At 49.0% G+C, this 18,481-nt stretch carries 16 protein-coding genes and 1 CRISPR repeat array; of the genes, 10 read left to right on the top strand and 6 right to left on the bottom strand.

Going from position 1 to position 18,481, the window contains the following annotated elements:
* The first annotated feature begins 5 nt into the window (after window positions 1-5).
* The 8 genes from ACYQ27_RS08475 (at window position 6) to hypE (ending at window position 7,186) form a co-directional block, all read left to right on the top strand.
* Complete coding sequence (locus tag ACYQ27_RS08475; RefSeq protein ID WP_456394756.1) at window positions 6-230, top strand: HypC/HybG/HupF family hydrogenase formation chaperone; 225 nt, start codon at window positions 6-8, stop codon at window positions 228-230.
* 2 nt (window positions 231-232) lie between these two features.
* Window positions 233-1,345, top strand: coding sequence for a hydrogenase formation protein HypD (hypD, locus tag ACYQ27_RS08470; protein ID WP_456452122.1), 1,113 nt, complete (start codon window positions 233-235; stop codon window positions 1,343-1,345).
* A 94-nt stretch (window positions 1,346-1,439) separates the two neighbouring features.
* Window positions 1,440-3,758, top strand: a complete 2,319-nt coding sequence (hypF, locus tag ACYQ27_RS08465; protein ID WP_456452120.1) for a carbamoyltransferase HypF — start codon at window positions 1,440-1,442, stop codon at window positions 3,756-3,758.
* Between the two features lie 111 nt (window positions 3,759-3,869).
* Window positions 3,870-4,055 carry a hypothetical protein gene (locus ACYQ27_RS08460; protein WP_460041890.1) on the top strand — a complete coding sequence of 62 codons (186 nt, stop codon included), beginning with the start codon at window positions 3,870-3,872 and terminating at the stop codon, window positions 4,053-4,055.
* Complete coding sequence (locus ACYQ27_RS08455; RefSeq protein WP_460041474.1) at window positions 4,052-5,359, top strand: RNA-guided endonuclease InsQ/TnpB family protein; 1,308 nt, start codon at window positions 4,052-4,054, stop codon at window positions 5,357-5,359. Before ACYQ27_RS08460 ends, ACYQ27_RS08455 begins: the two co-directional genes overlap by 4 nt.
* A gap of 95 nt (window positions 5,360-5,454) precedes the next feature.
* Entirely contained in the window at window positions 5,455-5,775 is a 321-nt protein-coding gene (locus tag ACYQ27_RS08450) for a nucleotidyltransferase domain-containing protein (RefSeq protein ID WP_456454190.1), read from the top strand.
* On the top strand, window positions 5,772-6,170 hold the full coding sequence (locus tag ACYQ27_RS08445; RefSeq protein WP_460041473.1) for a HEPN domain-containing protein: 399 nt from the start codon (window positions 5,772-5,774) through the stop codon (window positions 6,168-6,170). The genes ACYQ27_RS08450 and ACYQ27_RS08445 overlap by 4 nt, the downstream gene beginning before the upstream one ends.
* A gap of 2 nt (window positions 6,171-6,172) precedes the next feature.
* Window positions 6,173-7,186 (top strand): hydrogenase expression/formation protein HypE, encoded by a 1,014-nt coding sequence (gene hypE, locus ACYQ27_RS08440; protein WP_456454194.1) that lies wholly within the window; start codon window positions 6,173-6,175, stop codon window positions 7,184-7,186.
* A gap of 468 nt (window positions 7,187-7,654) precedes the next feature.
* Window positions 7,655-10,426: a CRISPR direct-repeat array (repeat unit 30 nt; unit sequence GTTCCAATAAGACTCTGGGAGAATTGAAAT).
* Window positions 10,427-10,429: 3 nt separating this feature from the next.
* Here hypE and ACYQ27_RS08435 read toward each other — a convergent pair.
* From ACYQ27_RS08435 to ACYQ27_RS08410, 6 genes are all read right to left on the bottom strand, one after another.
* A complete protein-coding gene (locus ACYQ27_RS08435) occupies window positions 10,430-11,179 on the bottom strand; it encodes an ABC transporter ATP-binding protein (RefSeq protein WP_456454152.1) in 750 nt (249 codons plus the stop codon).
* The gene (locus ACYQ27_RS08430) at window positions 11,176-12,201 is read right to left on the bottom strand and encodes a FecCD family ABC transporter permease (RefSeq protein WP_460041847.1); all 1,026 of its coding nucleotides are present in this window, start codon (window positions 12,199-12,201) and stop codon (window positions 11,176-11,178) included. Before ACYQ27_RS08430 ends, ACYQ27_RS08435 begins: the two co-directional genes overlap by 4 nt.
* Window positions 12,202-12,218: 17 nt before the next feature.
* Window positions 12,219-13,334, bottom strand: coding sequence for an iron ABC transporter substrate-binding protein (locus tag ACYQ27_RS08425; RefSeq protein WP_460041472.1), 1,116 nt, complete (start codon window positions 13,332-13,334; stop codon window positions 12,219-12,221).
* A complete protein-coding gene (locus tag ACYQ27_RS08420) occupies window positions 13,331-14,011 on the bottom strand; it encodes an FmdE family protein (RefSeq protein ID WP_456454147.1) in 681 nt (226 codons plus the stop codon). Before ACYQ27_RS08420 ends, ACYQ27_RS08425 begins: the two co-directional genes overlap by 4 nt.
* 92 nt (window positions 14,012-14,103) lie before the next feature.
* Entirely contained in the window at window positions 14,104-14,520 is a 417-nt protein-coding gene (gene nikR / locus ACYQ27_RS08415; RefSeq protein ID WP_456394629.1) for a nickel-responsive transcriptional regulator NikR, read from the bottom strand.
* A 117-nt stretch (window positions 14,521-14,637) separates the two neighbouring features.
* Window positions 14,638-15,543, bottom strand: a complete 906-nt coding sequence (locus ACYQ27_RS08410; RefSeq protein WP_456454145.1) for an ATP-binding protein — start codon at window positions 15,541-15,543, stop codon at window positions 14,638-14,640.
* A gap of 190 nt (window positions 15,544-15,733) precedes the next feature.
* Here ACYQ27_RS08410 and ACYQ27_RS08405 point away from each other — a divergent pair, with 190 nt between their 5' ends.
* Window positions 15,734-16,486 (top strand): 4Fe-4S dicluster domain-containing protein, encoded by a 753-nt coding sequence (locus ACYQ27_RS08405; RefSeq protein WP_460041471.1) that lies wholly within the window; start codon window positions 15,734-15,736, stop codon window positions 16,484-16,486.
* Window positions 16,483-18,453: an anaerobic carbon-monoxide dehydrogenase catalytic subunit gene (cooS, locus tag ACYQ27_RS08400; RefSeq protein ID WP_456454141.1), complete on the top strand. Its 1,971-nt coding sequence runs from the start codon at window positions 16,483-16,485 to the stop codon at window positions 18,451-18,453. The genes ACYQ27_RS08405 and cooS overlap by 4 nt, the downstream gene beginning before the upstream one ends.
* The last annotated feature ends 28 nt before the right edge of the window (window positions 18,454-18,481 follow it).

Genomic DNA, 18,481 nt, shown 5'->3' with positions numbered 1-18,481 from the left:
AAAAAATGTGTCTTGCGGTTCCCGCTAAAGTTGTTGAGATAAGGGGTAAGGTTGCCATAGTGGATTTCGGAGGAATCAGGAGGGAGGCGAGACTTGACCTGCTCCCCGATGTTAAGGTGGGGGATTATGTCATAGTCCATACAGGCTTCGCCATTGAAAAGCTCGACGAAAAGCAGGCCCTCGAAAGCCTGAAGGCATGGGAGGAAATCATGCAGGTTCTGGGGGAGTGAAAATGCTTGATCTTAGGGTCTTTGAGAACCGGGAGCTGGCCCAGAGGATTTTAATGGCCATCACGAGAGAGGCGGAGATGATAGGACGGGAAGTCCGGCTGATGCACGTGTGCGGGACGCACGAGGATACTGTGACGAGGAGCGGAATACGCTCGCTCCTGCCGGAGAACATTAAAATCGTCAGCGGCCCGGGCTGTCCCGTCTGCATTACTCCGGTCGAGGACATCGTGAAGATGCAGGAGATAATGAGGAAGGCGAGGGAGGAAGGCGAGGAGATAATCCTGACCACCTTCGGCGACATGTATAAAATCCCAACGCCCAGAGGGAGCTTTTCAGACCTTAGAGGAGAGGGCTATGACATCAGGATAGTGTATTCAATCTATGACACCTATAAACTTGCGAGGGAAAATCCGGACAAGCTGGTCGTCCACTTCTCCCCCGGCTTTGAGACAACAACCGCTCCAGCCGCCGGAATGCTCGAAGCGGTTGCCGCGGAGGGGATGGAGAATTTTAAAATTTACTCCGTTCACCGCTTAACCCCTCCGGCCGTTGAAGCCCTTGTAAAACAGGGCACAAATTTCGATGGACTCATCGACCCGGGCCACGTCTCCACGATAATAGGGGTGAAGGGCTGGGAGTATATAACCACGGAATACGGGGTTCCGCAGGTCATTGCGGGTTTTGAACCGGTTGATTTCCTTATGGGGGTTCTGCTCCTCCTCAGAATGATAAGGAAAGGAGAAACCAGGATCGAGAATGAATACACGAGGGCGGTTAGATATGAGGGGAATTTAAAAGCTCAGGAGCTGATTGGCAGGTTCTTCGAGGTTAGGGACGCCAAATGGAGGGCACTGGGGGTTATCCCGGCAAGCGGGCTGGAGCTCAGGGAGGAGTGGAAGGAGCTTGATATCAGGAATATCTACAGGGTCGGGGTTCCGAAGCTGCCGGACCTTGAAAAGGGCTGCCTCTGCGGGGCTGTTCTCAGGGGTCTCGCCCTGCCTACGGACTGCAAGCTCTTCGGAAAGGAATGCACCCCGCGCCATCCGGTTGGGCCGTGCATGGTATCCTATGAAGGAACGTGCAGCATATTCTACAAATACGGCGCTTTGTTCTGAGCCAACCTTTGGTTTAAAACTCCCCTCCAGTTTTTAACTTTTGGTTTTAGAAACCTATAAATGCCCCAAAATAAAAGAAAAAAGCGGTGAGAAGATGAAAAGCTATCACATTCATGTGGAGGGCATAGTTCAGGGTGTCGGTTTCAGGCCCTTCGTTTACAGAATCGCCCATGAGAACGACCTGAGGGGATACGTTAAGAACCTCGGAGATGCGGGGGTTGAGATAGTAGTGGAAGGAAGGGATGAAAACATCAAAAAATTTCTCAGAGACCTGAATGAGAAGAAACCTCCTCTCGCCAGGATTGAAAGGATAAGGAAGAGGGAGATCCCGCCGCAGGGCTTTGACAGGTTCTACATCGAAAAAAGCTCTCAGGGAGGAGCGGGAGGGGATTCCATAATCCCTCCTGATGTCGCCATATGTGACGACTGCCTCAGGGAGCTCTTTAATCCGGCGGACAAGCGTTACATGTATCCATTCATCGTGTGCACGAACTGCGGGCCGCGCTTTACCATAATTGAAGACCTCCCCTACGACCGCGAGAACACAACAATGAGGGAGTTCGATATGTGCGACTTCTGTGAGGGTGAATACAGGGATCCCCTCAACAGGCGCTATCATGCTGAACCCGTATGCTGTCCTGTCTGCGGCCCGAGCTACAGGTTATACACCAGTGATGGGAAGGAGATAAGGGGCGATCCGCTCAAAAAGGCCGCCAGGCTGATAGATGAGGGCTACATCGTGGCGATCAAGGGGATAGGCGGAATTCACCTCGCCTGCGACGCCGCCAATGAAGAGGCTGTCGAGGAGCTCAGGCGGCGAACCCTCAGGCCCCAGAAGCCCTTCGCCCTGATGGCCAGAGACCTTGAGACCATCGAAAGCTTCGCCATAATCGATGAGCCTGAGAGGGAGGAGCTAACCTCCTACAGGAGGCCCATACTGATTCTCAGAAAGAAGGAGCCGTTTCCCCTGCCGGAAAAGCTCGCACCGGGCCTGCACACAATCGGCGTTATGCTCCCCTATGCCGGAACCCACCACATACTCTTCCACTGGTCAAAGAGCCCCGTTTATGTGATGACGTCGGCAAACTACCCGGGCCTTCCGATGGTGAAAGATAACGGGAGGGCATTTGAGGAGCTGAAGGATCTCGCCGACTACTTCCTCCTCCACAACAGGAAAATCCTCAACAGAGCTGACGACAGTGTTGCCCGATTTGTGGATGGAAGGAGGGCAGTGATAAGGAGAAGCAGGGGTTTCGTGCCGCTCCCCATAGAAATTCCCTTCAGCTACAACGGACTTGCGCTCGGGGCCGAGCTTATGAACGCCTTCTGCATAGCGAAGAACGGGAGGGTTTATCCAAGCCAGTATATAGGCAACACTGGAAAAATTGAGGTTCTCAACTTCATGAGGGAGGCGATAAACCACTTCAAAAAGATACTCAGGGTCAAAGACGGAAAGCTGAATCTGATAATAGCCGACCTGCATCCGGCATACAACACAACGAAGCTCGGAATGGAGCTGGCCGAAAAGCTTCATACGGAGTTCCTTCAGGTTCAGCACCACTATGCACACGTTGCATCAATAATGGCTGAACACGGACTCGATGAGATTATAGGGATAGCCCTCGATGGTGTAGGCTACGGAACCGATGGGAACGTCTGGGGCGGTGAGGTCATATACCTGAGCTACGAGGACGTTGAGAGAATTGCACATATTGACTACTACCCCCTCCCGGGAGGTGATCTTGCGAGCTACTACCCGCTGAGGGCCCTCATGGGAATACTGACCGGAATTTATCCCGTTGATGAGGTGGGGGAGATAATCAGGAAGCACTGCCCCAGAGCAATTGAGAGCCTCAAATACGGCGAGGTGGAGTTCAACGTCATACTGAACCAGCTCACGAGGGGAATAAACGTCTCATACGCCTCATCCACGGGGAGGGTGCTCGATGCATTTTCGGTTCTCCTGAACGTCGCATACAGGAGGACCTACGAGGGAGAACCCGCCATGAAGCTTGAGAGCCTCGCCCTCAAGGGCAAGAACGACCTGAAGTTTGAAATCCCGGTTGAGGGGGAGACCATCAGGGTGGAGGAGCTCTTCAATCAGGCACTGGAGAGCAGGGCAAACCCCTCCGATATAGCGTATTCCGTCCATCTCGCACTTGGAAGGGCATTCGGAGAGATAGCACTTGAAAAGGCCAGAGAGTTTGGGGCCAGGGCAGTTGGAATCAGCGGGGGAGTTGCATACAACGAGCTGATTGTCAAGACCATCAGAAAGATTGCAGAAACGAACGGTCTGAAGTTCTACTCCACATATGAAGTCCCGAGGGGGGACAATGGAATAAACGTGGGGCAGGCGTTCCTCGGAGGGCTGTACCTCGAAGGGTATCTGAGCAGGGAGGATCTGATGCTCTGAGATGCGGTGTTCTGCACTGATTTTTCTTTTCCAAACCTCGTCCTTTAGGGCGGGGTACGGTGTTTGAAAATTTAGCCATTGAACAGGAAAGCATTGAAAAGGTTTAAATACTTGTACGTTTTAATGTTTAATGGTGGGAGCGTGGGAGTCATAACCATCTCAGTTGATGATGATGTTGAGAGGAAGTTCAGAAAGCTCGTGGCAGAGAAGTATGGGCGAATTAGAGGGGCTTTAGGCGTTGCAGTAACAGAAGCAATGAGACTCTGGATTGAAAAAGTTGAACGGGAGAAGAAATGAAGCGTTCGGTAACGGTAAAACTTCAACCCTCAAAAGCCCAAGAGGAAACCCTCTTCGAGTTAGCTCACGCCACAGCAGTAATCTGGAACAGGCTCAATTACCAGCGCTTAAAACAATTCAAGGAATTTGGCAAAATCGATTTTTTAGGAACTCAACAGGAAGCTTACTACTTTTTCAAAGACTGGACTGGCGGTTCAACGGTTCAAACCTTGGCCAGAAAAAACGCTGAAAGCTGGCGTTCATTCTTCACCCTCACCAAAAAGAAAAGGAAGGGGGAACTGCCAGAGTGGTTTAAGCCGAAACCACCCACGTTCGTTAGAGAAAAGAACGGTAGAAAACTCTTCGTAATTCCACTCCGGAACGACCAGTACAAAATTGAGGGAAACGTTATCGAGTTGAGGAGGCTCGGAAAATTCGGCAGGCTTAGAATTCAATTCAAAGGCAGGATACACTTAAAAGGCAAGCAAGGCAGGTTAGAAATCACTTATGACGAGGTTAAACGCAAATGGTATGCTCACATCAGCTTCACGGTTGAGGAAAAACTTGAATGCCAAGAGTGGATTGAACTCCCAAGAACCCCAAAAGGAAACCTTTTGGCGGGAATAGACTTGGGAGTGAATAACTTAATGGCCGTTTACGTGGAGAATGGGGAAAGCTTTCTGGTCAATGGCAGACCACTCAAAAGCATAGCCTTCTACTGGCGGAGGAGAACAGCGGAGTACCAGTCCAAACTCAACAAGAGTGGAGCTAAGACAAGCAGGAAGCTCAGGAGAATGCACAATAAAGCAAAAATTCAGGCTAAACACTACATTAACACGGCTGTAAGACAGACTGTCCAGAAACTCTACGATTCGGGAGTTTCCAAGATTGTGGTAGGTTATCCTAAAGGCATAGCAAGAAACTCTGATAAGGGGAGAAAGCAGAATTTTCTGCTTTCTCACGTGTGGCGGTTCAATACCGTTATTAAACGCCTTAAAGAAGTGGCGGAAGAGTTTGGTATTCGGGTTGTTGTGGTTAATGAGGCTTTCACTTCCCAGCTTTGCCCTCTCTGCGGCCGGCGGCATTCTAACGCTCGCTTTGTTAGGGGTTTGTTTGAGTGCCGCAGGGAGGGTGTCATAATGAATGCTGATTTAGTTGGTGCCTTTAATATCTTGCGTAAGGTGAAAACCATAACCCCAAGCCTTCCCGCTCTTGCGGGAGGTAGGGGTAACTGGGGGAAGGCCCTCCCAGAGGGGTCAAAGACCCACTTTTTAGTGGGTTTGAATGAAACCCCTCGAACCTTCCTGCCAATGGCGAGGGGTTAAGCCAAACCCCCGCAAAGGAGAGGAGGTCAGAGAAGTCGCGGAATCCCACAAAGGTTAAGTGGGAATGGTGACAACCATACGATTGGTGGGTGAGAATGCTCCAGAGAGAGGAACTCCTCAAAATCCTGCGTGAGGTGAAGTTGAAACTTCAGGAAATCCTCGGCGATGACCTGGTCGAGGTCGTTCTCTTCGGCTCGTATGCAAGGGGAGAAGCGAGGGAGGACAGCGACGTAGATGTCCTCGTGGTGGTAAGGAGATGGCCCAACAGGGAAAAAGAATGGGAAATCGGGGAGCTCATGACGGATTTGGTGCTCAGGTACGGGGTCGTGTTCTCACTGATAACGTATCCCGAGAAACCGGAAATGTCCCATGACCCGCTAATCATAAACGCAACAAGGGAAGGTGTAAAGATATGAGCCACAGGAGGTACGAAAGAATACTTAGAAAGGCAGAAAAAAGCCTACTTGCCGCGAAAAAGCTACTCGAAGAGAACCTGCCTGAGTTCGCGGTGTCGCGGGCCTACTACACTATGTCCTACTGCCTTGAAGCGCTTCTCAGAACGAAGGGCATAGAGGTTTCAAAGCACTCATCAGCGATAGCACTTTTTGGTAGAGATTTCGTCAGGAGCGGTGAGGTTCCCAGAAAATACCTCACGTACATCAACCTCGCGTTTAGAACGAGACAGGTTGCGGATTATTCGTTTGAGCTGGAGATATCAAAGGAGGAAGCCGCCGAAGAGATAAGGCGCGCCGGGGAATTTCTCGAATTTACAAGGCGCTACCTCTCATCCAGAGGTTTTATGGAGGGTTGAAAATGAAAAAGATAAAGCTCGAACATGGAGCCGGCGGGGAGCTGATGGAGGAGCTCATAAGGGATGTCATACTGAAGAATCTCACGCTGAAATCAGCGGGAGGGATAGGGCTTGATGCCCTTGACGACGGGGCCACGATTCCACTCGGCGATAAGCACATCGTCTTCACCATAGACGGCCACACCGTGAGGCCCCTCTTCTTCCCGGGAGGGGACATCGGCAGGCTGGCGGTGAGCGGAACGGTGAATGATCTGGCAGTAATGGGGGCGGAGCCATTAGCTTTAGCGAACTCCATGATCATAGAGGCGGGCTTTGATGAGGCCAGCCTTGAGATGATACTGCGGTCAATGGATGAAGCATCGAAAGAAGTGCCCGTTCCCATAATAACCGGGGATACAAAGGTCGTTGAGGACAGGATAGGCGTTTTTGTCATCACGGCGGGCATCGGAATCGCTGAAAGGCCGGTAAGCGATGCAGGGGCCAGGGTGGGTGATGCCGTGCTCGTCAGCGGGACGATAGGAGACCACGGGATGGCAATAATGAGCTACCGCGAAGGAATAGCCTTTGAAAGCGACATCAAAAGCGACGTTGCCCCGATATGGGAGGTCGTTAAGGCTGTGGCCGATGCAATAGGCTGGGAGAACATCCATGCAATGAAAGACCCGACGAGGGCCGGACTCAGCAATGCCCTGAATGAGATTGCAAGGAAGTCCGGAGTTGGAATCCTTGTGAGGGAGGGTGAGATACCGGTAAAGCCTGAGGTCAGGGCGGCGAGCGAGATGCTGGGCATAAACCCCTACGATGTGGCAAATGAGGGGAAGGTCGTCATGATCGTTGCGAGAGAACAGGCGGAGGAAGCACTCGAAGCGATGAAAAAGACGAAAAGGGGAAGGGACGCGGCGGTAATAGGGGAGGTAATAGGAGAGTACAGGGGAAAAGTCATCCTTGAAACAGGGATCGGCGGTAAAAGATTCATGGAGCCCCCTGAAGGAGACCCCGTGCCGAGGATATGCTGAAAATTTTTCGGTTCTTCCCCAGGTTTCTGTTTTCATGTTTTCCGGGTTTCCATGCCTTTTATCCGTGGAATAAAAGGTTAAATGCAGATTGGAGGGTTTTAATAACCGGTGGTATCCATATAACCCGGCGTTACATTCATCTGTATTAACTGTGACACCACATCAGGGGCATGTGTGATCAAAGGCCCCAGCTTTCTCCGGCAGGCCTGCCCCCTGCAGATACCGAATAATTGAAAGCTAAGGGGAGTGTAAAGCCCGCACTAAATAAAAACGCCTCTTTATGGGCTCTGGAACTCTTGTGCATGTCTCTGTACATGGGAGAGAAGGAAGGCCTGCCTGCAGAATGGCCATTGAAATACTCCCCAACGGACACAGCTCCGCTCTTTTTAACCCCGCCTTTGAAGAAAAGTTTAAATATTTCGGGCTTTCTTATTCCTTTATAGGGCAAAAAGACGAAATATCTGCCCTGTTCCAATAAGACTCTGGGAGAATTGAAATATAGAGACACAGTGTACAAGTTCACAAGAATATATATGTTCCAATAAGACTCTGGGAGAATTGAAATATGAAATCATAGACGAAAACAACGAAGACGAACTTTTAGTTCCAATAAGACTCTGGGAGAATTGAAATAGAGCATTAGTTTGTCTTCTTTGAAATCATTGCCCTCGTTCCAATAAGACTCTGGGAGAATTGAAATCAGTAACGGCGGTCAGAAAGGCTAAAATACTGAGAGTTCCAATAAGACTCTGGGAGAATTGAAATATAACCACCGCTATGGCGATGGCCAACTGAACGAACCGTTCCAATAAGACTCTGGGAGAATTGAAATGCGGCGGACTGAGTATCTTAGGCGTTTGAATGCTGAGGTTCCAATAAGACTCTGGGAGAATTGAAATAAAGGGTGGCAAAATACTTTAAGCAAAAATACGGCATGTTCCAATAAGACTCTGGGAGAATTGAAATTTCCTTCCCCCCGTGAGCTCCACCCACCCCGTAGGGGTTCCAATAAGACTCTGGGAGAATTGAAATTTTTTATTAGTCAGGATGAATTTCTCGTAGGTCATTGTGTTCCAATAAGACTCTGGGAGAATTGAAATATGCTCTAAACTCCCCAACCTGAACCTGATAGCGTGGTTCCAATAAGACTCTGGGAGAATTGAAATCAAAGCGCAGGTTCATTCAGATAAATGACGCCGGCGAGTTCCAATAAGACTCTGGGAGAATTGAAATACTGAACGAACCCCTTTGGTGTCAGCTTTACCTTATTGTTCCAATAAGACTCTGGGAGAATTGAAATAACTACCCCTATGTCCTGAGTTTTTACATCCCAGTTCGTTCCAATAAGACTCTGGGAGAATTGAAATGTAGATGGGTACTGAACAACTTTTGTGTCAAATACAGTTCCAATAAGACTCTGGGAGAATTGAAATTTAACCTTGACGTAGTGCCGCCCGTCGCGGTCGTAGTGTTCCAATAAGACTCTGGGAGAATTGAAATATAAGATTTGGAAAACGTAAAAAGAGAAGGCGTTAATGTTCCAATAAGACTCTGGGAGAATTGAAATGGGGGACAACGAAAGTACAGTAGTTGCCCCCGTCCACGTTCCAATAAGACTCTGGGAGAATTGAAATTGATCAGGCTTACAGAGGCACATGCAAGGATGCATTTGGTTCCAATAAGACTCTGGGAGAATTGAAATCCTTGCGGCACATTACAGGGAGTTCGGCAAAGTGCCGGTTCCAATAAGACTCTGGGAGAATTGAAATACGCGGACAGTGATGATGACGAGCTTGAGATAAAGTCGTTCCAATAAGACTCTGGGAGAATTGAAATCTTGATCTTGACTGGAAGGCAGGGCATCTTAGACCAGTTCCAATAAGACTCTGGGAGAATTGAAATCTTTCTTTACTTTTTCAATATCCAGCTTTGTGGTCTCGTTCCAATAAGACTCTGGGAGAATTGAAATGAAGTCCATGAAACAGTAGCTCCGGGCGGGCGTTTGGGTTCCAATAAGACTCTGGGAGAATTGAAATTTTTGAGAGTTTAAGCCTTTAAACCCCTTTTCTCTCCGTTCCAATAAGACTCTGGGAGAATTGAAATCGAGCTCAAGAGCAGGAAAATCCGCCCCCACATAGTGTTCCAATAAGACTCTGGGAGAATTGAAATGATGATTTTTGGCATCATCCTTGAATACACAAACGCGTTCCAATAAGACTCTGGGAGAATTGAAATCTTTAATACGGTCAATAGAATGCTCAGTAAGATGGGTAGTTCCAATAAGACTCTGGGAGAATTGAAATTAAAAAATCAGTAACCACCTTCATCTTATCACCTTCCCGGTTCCAATAAGACTCTGGGAGAATTGAAATTTGCCCAGCCTTCCTTTTGCCTTTCTTGAACCATGTTCCAATAAGACTCTGGGAGAATTGAAATCTTTCGATAAGTGAAGTTCTTTCGCTATTCTATATCCGTTCCAATAAGACTCTGGGAGAATTGAAATTAATATCACCTCCAAAAATTGTTTAGAAAAGCCAAAAGTTCCAATAAGACTCTGGGAGAATTGAAATCTATGGTCTTTCGAATTCTTGATATAATTTCTCCACGTTCCAATAAGACTCTGGGAGAATTGAAATCTGATATTTTCAACTACCTCACCTCGACAATCTATCTGTTCCAATAAGACTCTGGGAGAATTGAAATTCTCTCGAAGGAGCTCACAACTGAAACAATGGACATGTTCCAATAAGACTCTGGGAGAATTGAAACGCTGATAGCTATGAGCGGAACCAGCATGGCGACGCCGGTTCCAATAAGACTCCTGGAGAATTGAAACCTTTTGATTTTACTTCGTAATTCCTGCAAAACCTTGCGTTCCAATAAGACTCCTGGAGAATTGAAACATCGTCTACAGTGTTGGGGGGCCGGCAGCCAACAAATGTTCCAATAAGACTCCTAGAGAATTGAAACGGAGAGGAACCAGCGCATCGCGGAGTTGGAGGAACAGCGTTCCAATAAGACTCCGGGAGAATTGAAACCAGGACTTTATTAGATTTGCAGTTAGGGACGTTTTCGGTTCCAATAAGACTCCGGGAGAATTGAAACAAGGTGCCTGCCCCCCGCCCCGGCCTGAAAACAGAAAGTTCCAATAAGACTCCGGGAGAATTGAAACAACTATACCAAGCCCATAGCCGAGCCCGGCAGCGCCGAGTTCCAATAAGACTCCGGGAGAATTGAGACCTCTTATTCCAGTGGTACGACAACAGGGATTCCCTTTATTTTCTCAATCTCGACCATTATGCCGTAAATCTCCTCGAAAAGGCCGGGTTTTATGATTTTAAAGTCGCCATCAGCTTTTATCTCCCCATCCTTCATGAAGATAAACCTCTTTGCAAATCTCAGGGCAAGATTGACATCATGCATGACAACGATGGATGTTCCACCCTTGCTCGCAAATCTTTCAGCAATTCCCATGACCTCCAGCTGGCTCTTTAGGTCCAGATTGTTTGTTGGTTCATCCATCAAAAGAATTTTGGGCTCCTGAGCCAGCGCCCTCGCTATAAATACCTTTTGAAGCTCACCTCCGCTGAGCTGGTTTGTCCTTTTGAGGGCAAGCCTTTCCAAACCAAGAAGTTCAAGAACTTTTCTAACCTTTTCAATGTCCTCTTTTCCCGGGGTTAGCCCCATGTAAGGCTTTCTGCCCAGGAGAACTGCATCAAAAACCGTCATGAAGCTGGGGATGCTCTTTTGTGGCACATAACCGATGAGTCTGGCCAGCTCCCTTCTTGAATAACTCTCCAGCGGCTTTTCAAAGATTTCAACTCCACCACACTCCAGTACTCCGCAGATGCATCTCAGGAGGGTGCTTTTCCCCGCCCCGTTAGGACCAAGTATTGCCATGAACTCTCCCTCATCTACTTCAAAGCTCACGTTTCTGAGTATATCGAGCCCGTTGTATGAGAAGGATAACTCCTTTATCCTAATCGCTTTCATATCCGTCCCTCCATTTTGATCAGCAGGTATAGAAATGTGGGTGCCCCGAGAAATGACGTTACAACCCCCACAGGAAGTGTCATGGGAGAAAATGCAAGTCTTGCCACTGTATCTGCTGTGAGCAGCAAAAGAGCTCCTGTTAAAGCTGAGAGGGGTGTTAAGAACCTGTAATCTCCGCCGACTATCAGCCTCATCGCATGGGGTGCTATGAGCCCTATAAATCCAATAACCCCAACAAATGCAACGCTAACGGCTGTCAGAAGGGAAGCGAGCAGTGTTCCGATGAGCCTGACCCTCTCAACCTCTACACCGAGTGATTTGGCAATCTCATCCCCCATCTGGGTGGCATTTAAATCCCATCCTGTAATGATAAAATAGCCAAATGCTGCTGAAAATACAAGCAGCAAAATGCCGTCCTCCCTCCATGTGGCCCTTCCAAGGTCGCCAAATGACCAGTAGACCATGGCGGCAAGCTGAAGCTCGTTGGCAAAGTACTGTATGAGCGTTGTTAATGCGACAAAGAGGGAGCTCATTGATACCCCCGCCAGTATCATTGCCTCGGGACTGAGTCCCCTGAGTCTGGCAAGGAGTAAGATTACAACCGTGGCGCTTATCGCACCCGCAAATGCAAAGAGAACAACGGCATAGGGATTGTTCAGAAATATTCTCCCCGAGCTTTCGGTATATCCTGCTCCTATGAGTATGGCCAGGGAAGCTCCAAACATTGCTCCATGTGAGACCCCCATTGTGAAAGGTGTTGCCAGGGGATTTTTCAAAAAGCCCTGCATAACTGCGCCCGCTATGGCTAGGGAGGAGCCAACAAGAAGGGCAGCTGCAATCCTCGGGAGCCTGATATTCCACACAATCAGATGTGCGCTTTCGCTCCCGGCTCCTGAGAGGGCGCTTAGGACTTCACTGAGGGAAAGAGGGTATGCTCCCGCACACAGAGCATAAAGAGAAACAATAATAACAAAAATGGCCAAAGCAATTCCTATAAGGTACTTCCTGGTTATATACTCCATGTATTCCCTCATGCCCATCACGGAGAGGTCGGTAGTGAATATGCAACGTTGCCGCTGTCGAGGTCTATCCTTCCAAAACCTCCGAACTGTCTGGAAAGCTCCTCATAAACCGGCTTTCCTACAAGGAAGGTGTATATCTCATCTGCCTTCTTCGCAGGGTCGATGTCGCTAAAGCGCTCGGGATACAGAACCCTGCCTATGAAGTATGCGTCTGCCAGTGCTGTACCGATATTTGTGGTGTAGAAGTTGTACGGTAGGAGCCCGTAGAGATTGCCATTTTTAACAGCTTTTAAGGATTTGTAGAACTCGGGGTCTTTTTTATAGTCACTAAGAACCAGCTTCAGCCCTCCCTCATCGAGGAATATATAATCAGGATTCCATTCGAGGAGCTGCTCCCGGTCTATGAACCTGTGCCCCTCACCAAGTTTATCGGCGACATTATCTGCATGAACAACCACGAAGGGGGGATACTTTGCTTCCGTACTCTCGATTCCATGTGCCCCTTTGTAGCCTATGCCTCCCACGTAGACCTCCGGGCTTCTGACGTTCTCTGTCCTCTTTATCAGGTCATCCTGCAGATTTTTTATAAATGCTATGACCTCTTCGGCCCTCTTCTCCCTGCCCAGTATCTTCCCTGCGAGTTCAAGAGACTTAAAGAGCGTCTTATCGTCAAATGTTGCAAGATTACCGTAGCTTAAGACCACCACAGGTATGCCCGTTTTGCTCTGAATGTCATCCGCTGTTTTTGCATCCACATAAGTGATGAAAATGACATCGGGCTTTATTTTGATCAGCTCCTCGAAGTTTGGCAGCTTTCCAGGGCCGCCCGGACCTATGGTGGGCAGCTTCCTGAGCTCAGGATGGGCCAGTATGTATGGCCTCCCGAAGTTGTAGCGCTTCTCAAAATCCTCAACACCCACGACCATGTTGCTTGCATTGAGATATACTACCAGCCTGAGGGCTCCCGGTCCGGCGGCAACGATTTTAGTTACATGAGCAGGGAGCTCAACACTCCTTCCAAGCATGTCCGTTACAGTAATGCTCGTTTGTGTACCGCTCGAACCCCTGTTTATACATCCGCTTGCTGAGACAAGTATCAGAAAGGCCAGGATAAGTGCAGGCAGCTTCTTCATGGTTTCACCTCCACAATCCCCCTTCCCAAGACTGCATAATATCCCTCGCCGGCACATCTCAGGCAGAAGGGCGTTTCGTTAATATAAACCACCCTTGTTGCCATTGCAAGCTCCCCGCATTTTGAGCACCTGATGCTTTCAAAAATCGGGGCGGGTTCAACTGGGGGAACCTTAACACGCTCAACCTTGAATTCTTCCTCAGGAAGGCGGATCATCCTTCTTCCAATTTCCTCCCACAGCAAACTGAGGCGCTTGGCATCTTCCTCGGTTCCGTTTCTATCCCTGACGACTCTCTCAAAGAGCTCTTTTGCTTCAGGAGGGTAATATCTTCTGAGTTTTTCACCATCGGCATAAACTCTGACTCCTTCCCATGTGCCTCTTTTTACCAGGGTGAGTGCAGTTTTTCCCAGATCAAGATATATCAGGCTGTTGTTGCCAAGTGTGCAACCTGTGGCAATCTGTACACCATCGGCAAAGCAATTGTTGGTCTCAACTATTGCGAGAATTCTTTCATCAACACTTGCCCTGAAGTCCAACCTTCTAACCCCAAGCTCCTCCATTGCGATCATGGAAGCTCTAACTCCAAGCGCCACATACGGGCATATATGGCCGTGAAACTCCCTCGCTATCTCTAAAAGACCGTCATAATCCCTGTTCACGAGAAGTTCCCGGATCATGGTAACACCACATGGAAAAATGTTGGCACGAAATATATAAGAGTTTTGGGATGATAACAAAAAGTTGAAAACAATACGCTAACCCCGGGCAGTCAGACGATTTGCTTTCCAGTCGTCGTCATGACGAGCTTTCCGTGCTTGACACCCTTCAGGCTTATAAGTCTGTCCGCTATTTCCTTGACGCGTTTGGCCTTCCCCTTAACCACGACGACCTCAAGGCAGTTGTGCTCGTCCATATGCACGTGCAGGCTCGATATGATTTCGCACACATAGTCATGCTGCAGATCAAGGAGCTCCTTAACGACGTCGGCCTCATCGTGGTTGTAGACTATCGTGATGGTGCCGGCCACCTCCTCATCTCCCTTCTCCCATTCATGCCGCACGATGAAGTCCCTTATCAAATCTCTGATTGCCTCGCTCCTGTTCGTGTAGCCCTTCTCCTCGATGATTGCATCGAACTTTGTGAGCAGGTCATGGGGTATTGAGACACCAAAACGCACGATTCTCATGGTATCACCATGGTTACCTCGGAGAAGGGGCTTAAAATATTTTATGAAAAAGCCGGCTAAATGTAGGAGGCTGTTTTCCTGGGGGCAGTATCTTACTATCCCGAAAATATGGAAAGGTCAGCCTGCGTGGCGGATCAGGATATCCTTGAGTTCATACACCTTCCTGTAGGTTATTGAGTCTGGATTCGAGAGAACAGCCTCAACCTCGGGGTCGTACTCCTCAACGAGCTCATCATAGGGGATGACGGTTTTTGTTGTGAAATCGTTGAAGCCGAGCTCACCAAGGATACGCTCGACTTTTTCTATATGGGCGTCTTTTTTCACCTTGTTGATGACGAGATGGATGTGGTTTATCCCCAGCTGGCGGGCCAGCCTGGCAGCGTTAACCGCCACCTGAACCGAGTTATACGTGGGTTCTGTCAGAATCACAGCCTGCTTAAACCCCCTTGCCAGAGCTCTGCCAAAATGCTCCAAACCAGCCTGAGTATCCATGAGGATTATCTCCCTCTTTCGGAGGTTTATATATTTAACAACTGCATCAAGCAGAGCGTTTTCAGGACATAGACAGCCGGCGGCCGCCTGAACGACGCTGCCCATGACGAGCAGCATGACACCATCGGGTCCAACAACTCCAAACCTTTCAACGACATCCCTCACGTCAGGGGTCAGGGAAAAGTAGAGTCCCCAGTTTGTTCCGGGTCTTGCCCCTGTTTTCTCCTCTATATAATCAAGATTTCTGTTAAGGGGAACGATGTTCTCCCGGACTTCCTTTGGAATTCCAAGGGCATGGGCGAGATTCATCTGGGGATCCTCATCGACCGCTAAAACGTTGAATCCTTCTCTGGCCAGGAGCCTTGCAAGTATGGCGGTCAGGGTGGTCTTCCCAACCCCTCCTTTGCCCGTTATAACAACCCTGAAGCCTTCCTCAGGGGCCATTTTTTCAGAGCTTTTACTCAATCTATCCGCCAGCTGGAATATCTTTCTCCTCCTTTCTTCTATCTCAGGGGCCAGGTTTTTTGTCATTGAGGTCACCATCAGGGTTATAAATGCACTCTTATATATCCCTTTAGGTTCGAAAAACAAACCAATATTATGAACAGGAAATTCTTTTTCTAACCATCTTTGAGCAGTCATGACTCTTTACATTCATCAAAATACATGAAGCTACATTCCTGCACAACTTTTAGTTTAACACTTTCAGTTAATTAACCATGTGTATTACTGCATGTTTCCCGCTGGCACTATACGAAAAATATGGAATAAAATCCGGTACAATTCTGGAAATTTTTTGGAAGTTTTTAATCAAAACCGAAAACCGTTTATAAAAGAAATCTCATTAAGTAAACGGTGGATCACCATGGTATCCTTAAATGCAAAGCCTACCATTTTCATAAATCCAGAAAGGTGCATTGGATGCAGGCACTGCGAAATTGCGTGTGCTGTTGAGCATTCAAAAAGTAAAAATCTCTTCTCAGCGATCTTCGAAGACCCCAGACCCCAGCCCAGAATACATGTCCTCCCCATGGGGGCGTATAATGTTCCGATGAACTGCCGCCACTGCGATGGGGCACCGTGTGTTGAGGTCTGTCCCACAGGGGCACTTTATCATGATGAAGATGGTGCAGTGATGATAAAGCCGGACAAGTGTATTGGCTGTAAGATGTGCGCCATAGTCTGTCCCTTTGGTATCCCTGAATTCGACTACCTCACAGGGATAATGTTCAAATGTGATATGTGCCCCGACAGGAGGGCTGAAGGCAGGCCCCCGGCATGCGTTGAAGCCTGCAAAACTGGAGCATTGCAGTTTGGAACGATTGATGAGATAGTGAACACTGTGCGGAAGGCAACCGCGGAGAAGATAATCAAACTGAAAGAAGGGGAATACGAGGAGGAATACAACGGTTGGGATTTGTTTAGAGCCCTGAACTTTGAGATTATAAAAATTAATGAAGGTGGCTCGGAATGAAGAAATATAAGGAGGTCTCTATCGATAAGACCACCCAGCAGATGTACGGGCGGGCCCGGGAGCTGGGCATAGAAACAGTCTGGGAGAGGCTTGAGAAACAGCAGCCCCAGTGTGGTTATGGGTTGCTGGGTGTCTGCTGTAGGAACTGTATGATGGGCCCATGCAGGATTAATCCCTTCGGGGGAGAGCCCCAGAGGGGAGTCTGCGGTGCTGATTCGGACACAATAGTTGCAAGGAACCTGCTCAGGATGATTGCCGCCGGTGCGGCGGCGCACAGCGACCATGGAAGGCACGTTGCAATAACGCTCCTCGTGGCCGCTGAGATGGCCGAGAAGTTCAGGGAGGAAGGAAAACCTGTTCTAGAGCTTGAGAATATGGCATCCAGCACCCTTCCATATCAGGTCAGGGATGTGGAGAAGCTGAAGGCTGTTGCGGAGAAGCTCGGAATTGAAACGGAGGGGAAGACTGTCAGAGAGCTTGCCGAGGAGGTTGCGGAGGTTGCGTTGAGGGACTTTGGAAAGCAGGACGAGGAAACCCTTGCATTCCTGAAGGCATATCTGAACCCCAAGACATATGAAATATTCAAAAAAGCCAGCGAAAAGGCGGGGATGCCGTGGTTTGAAAACAGCATTCTCCCGAGGAGCATCGACAGAGAAATCGTCGAGTCCCTTCACAGAACCCACATGGGGACAGACCACGACCCTGTTAGCATCCTTCTTCACGGCCTTAAAACCTCTCTGGGGGATGCATGGGGAGGTTCTCTCATAGCAACCGAGCTTCAGGATGCATTATTCGGAACACCTCATGTCATAAAGGCCGAAGCAAATCTCGGCGTCCTCAAAGAGGACTACGTCAACATAGTCGTCCACGGCCACGAACCGGTGCTTTCAGAAAAAATAGTTGAAGCGGCGCAGGATCCGGAGCTGATAGAGCTCGCCCAGAAGCTCGGTGCCAAGGGGATAAACGTCGTTGGAATGTGCTGCACAGGCTTGGAAGTTCTCATGAGGCATGGCATCCCGATAGCCGGGAACTTCCTTCAGCAGGAGATGGCCATAACCACCGGTGCGGTTGAAGCCATGGTGGTGGATGTTCAGTGCATAATGCCGGCCACCGTCGATGTGGCGAGATGCTTCCACACCAAAATAATAGACACCAGTCCCATAGCAACATTCCCCGGTGCGGTGCACATAAAGTTTGATGAGAGGAGAGCGGATGAGATAGCAAGGGAGATAGTTAAAACAGCCGTAGAGAACTTCCCGAACAGGCCAAGGGAAAGGGTTGAGATACCCAAGGAAAAGATGGAGGGCTATGTGGGCTTTAGTGTTGAGGCAATACTCAAGCACTTTGGAGGAAGTCTCAAACCCATCGAGGAGGCCATTGTGGAGGGGAAGATAAAGGGTGTCGCGGGTCTTGTCGGATGCAACAATCCAAAGATTAAGCAGGATCACAACCACATCAAGATAGCCAACGAGCTCATGAAGAGGGATGTTCTCCTCATTGGAACCGGTTGCTGGGCAACTGCCGCCATGAAGTATGGCATCTTCCTGCCCGAGTATGCTGACACCGAGAACGTTGGGCCCGGTCTGAGGGCTTTTGCAAAAGAATGGGGAATTCCGCCGGCTCTGAATATGGGGTCATGTGTTGACTGTACGAGAATGCTCGTCCTCGCCGACCTCATAGCCAGGGATCTAAATGTCCCGATTTCAGCGCTTCCAGTCGTTGGCTCGGCCCCGGAGGCCATGACCGAAAAAGCAGTTTCGATAGGAACGTACTTTGTGGCTTCGGGCATAACAACCCACCTCGGCATAATTCCACCTGTTCTTGGGAGCCCGAGAGTCGTCAAAATACTGACCCAGGATCTCTACGACATCGTAGGTGCGGCCTTCATAGTCGAACCCGACCCGTACAAGGCGGCAAAGCTCATGTATGACCACATAATGAAGAAGAGAAAGGAGCTTGGCATCTGAACTCTCTTTTTTATTAATTTTTGAGGTG

This window comes from Thermococcus atlanticus (assembly GCF_054657855.1).
Note: the sequence above shows the minus strand (reverse complement) of the source record. Positions and strands in the feature narration are given on the sequence as shown.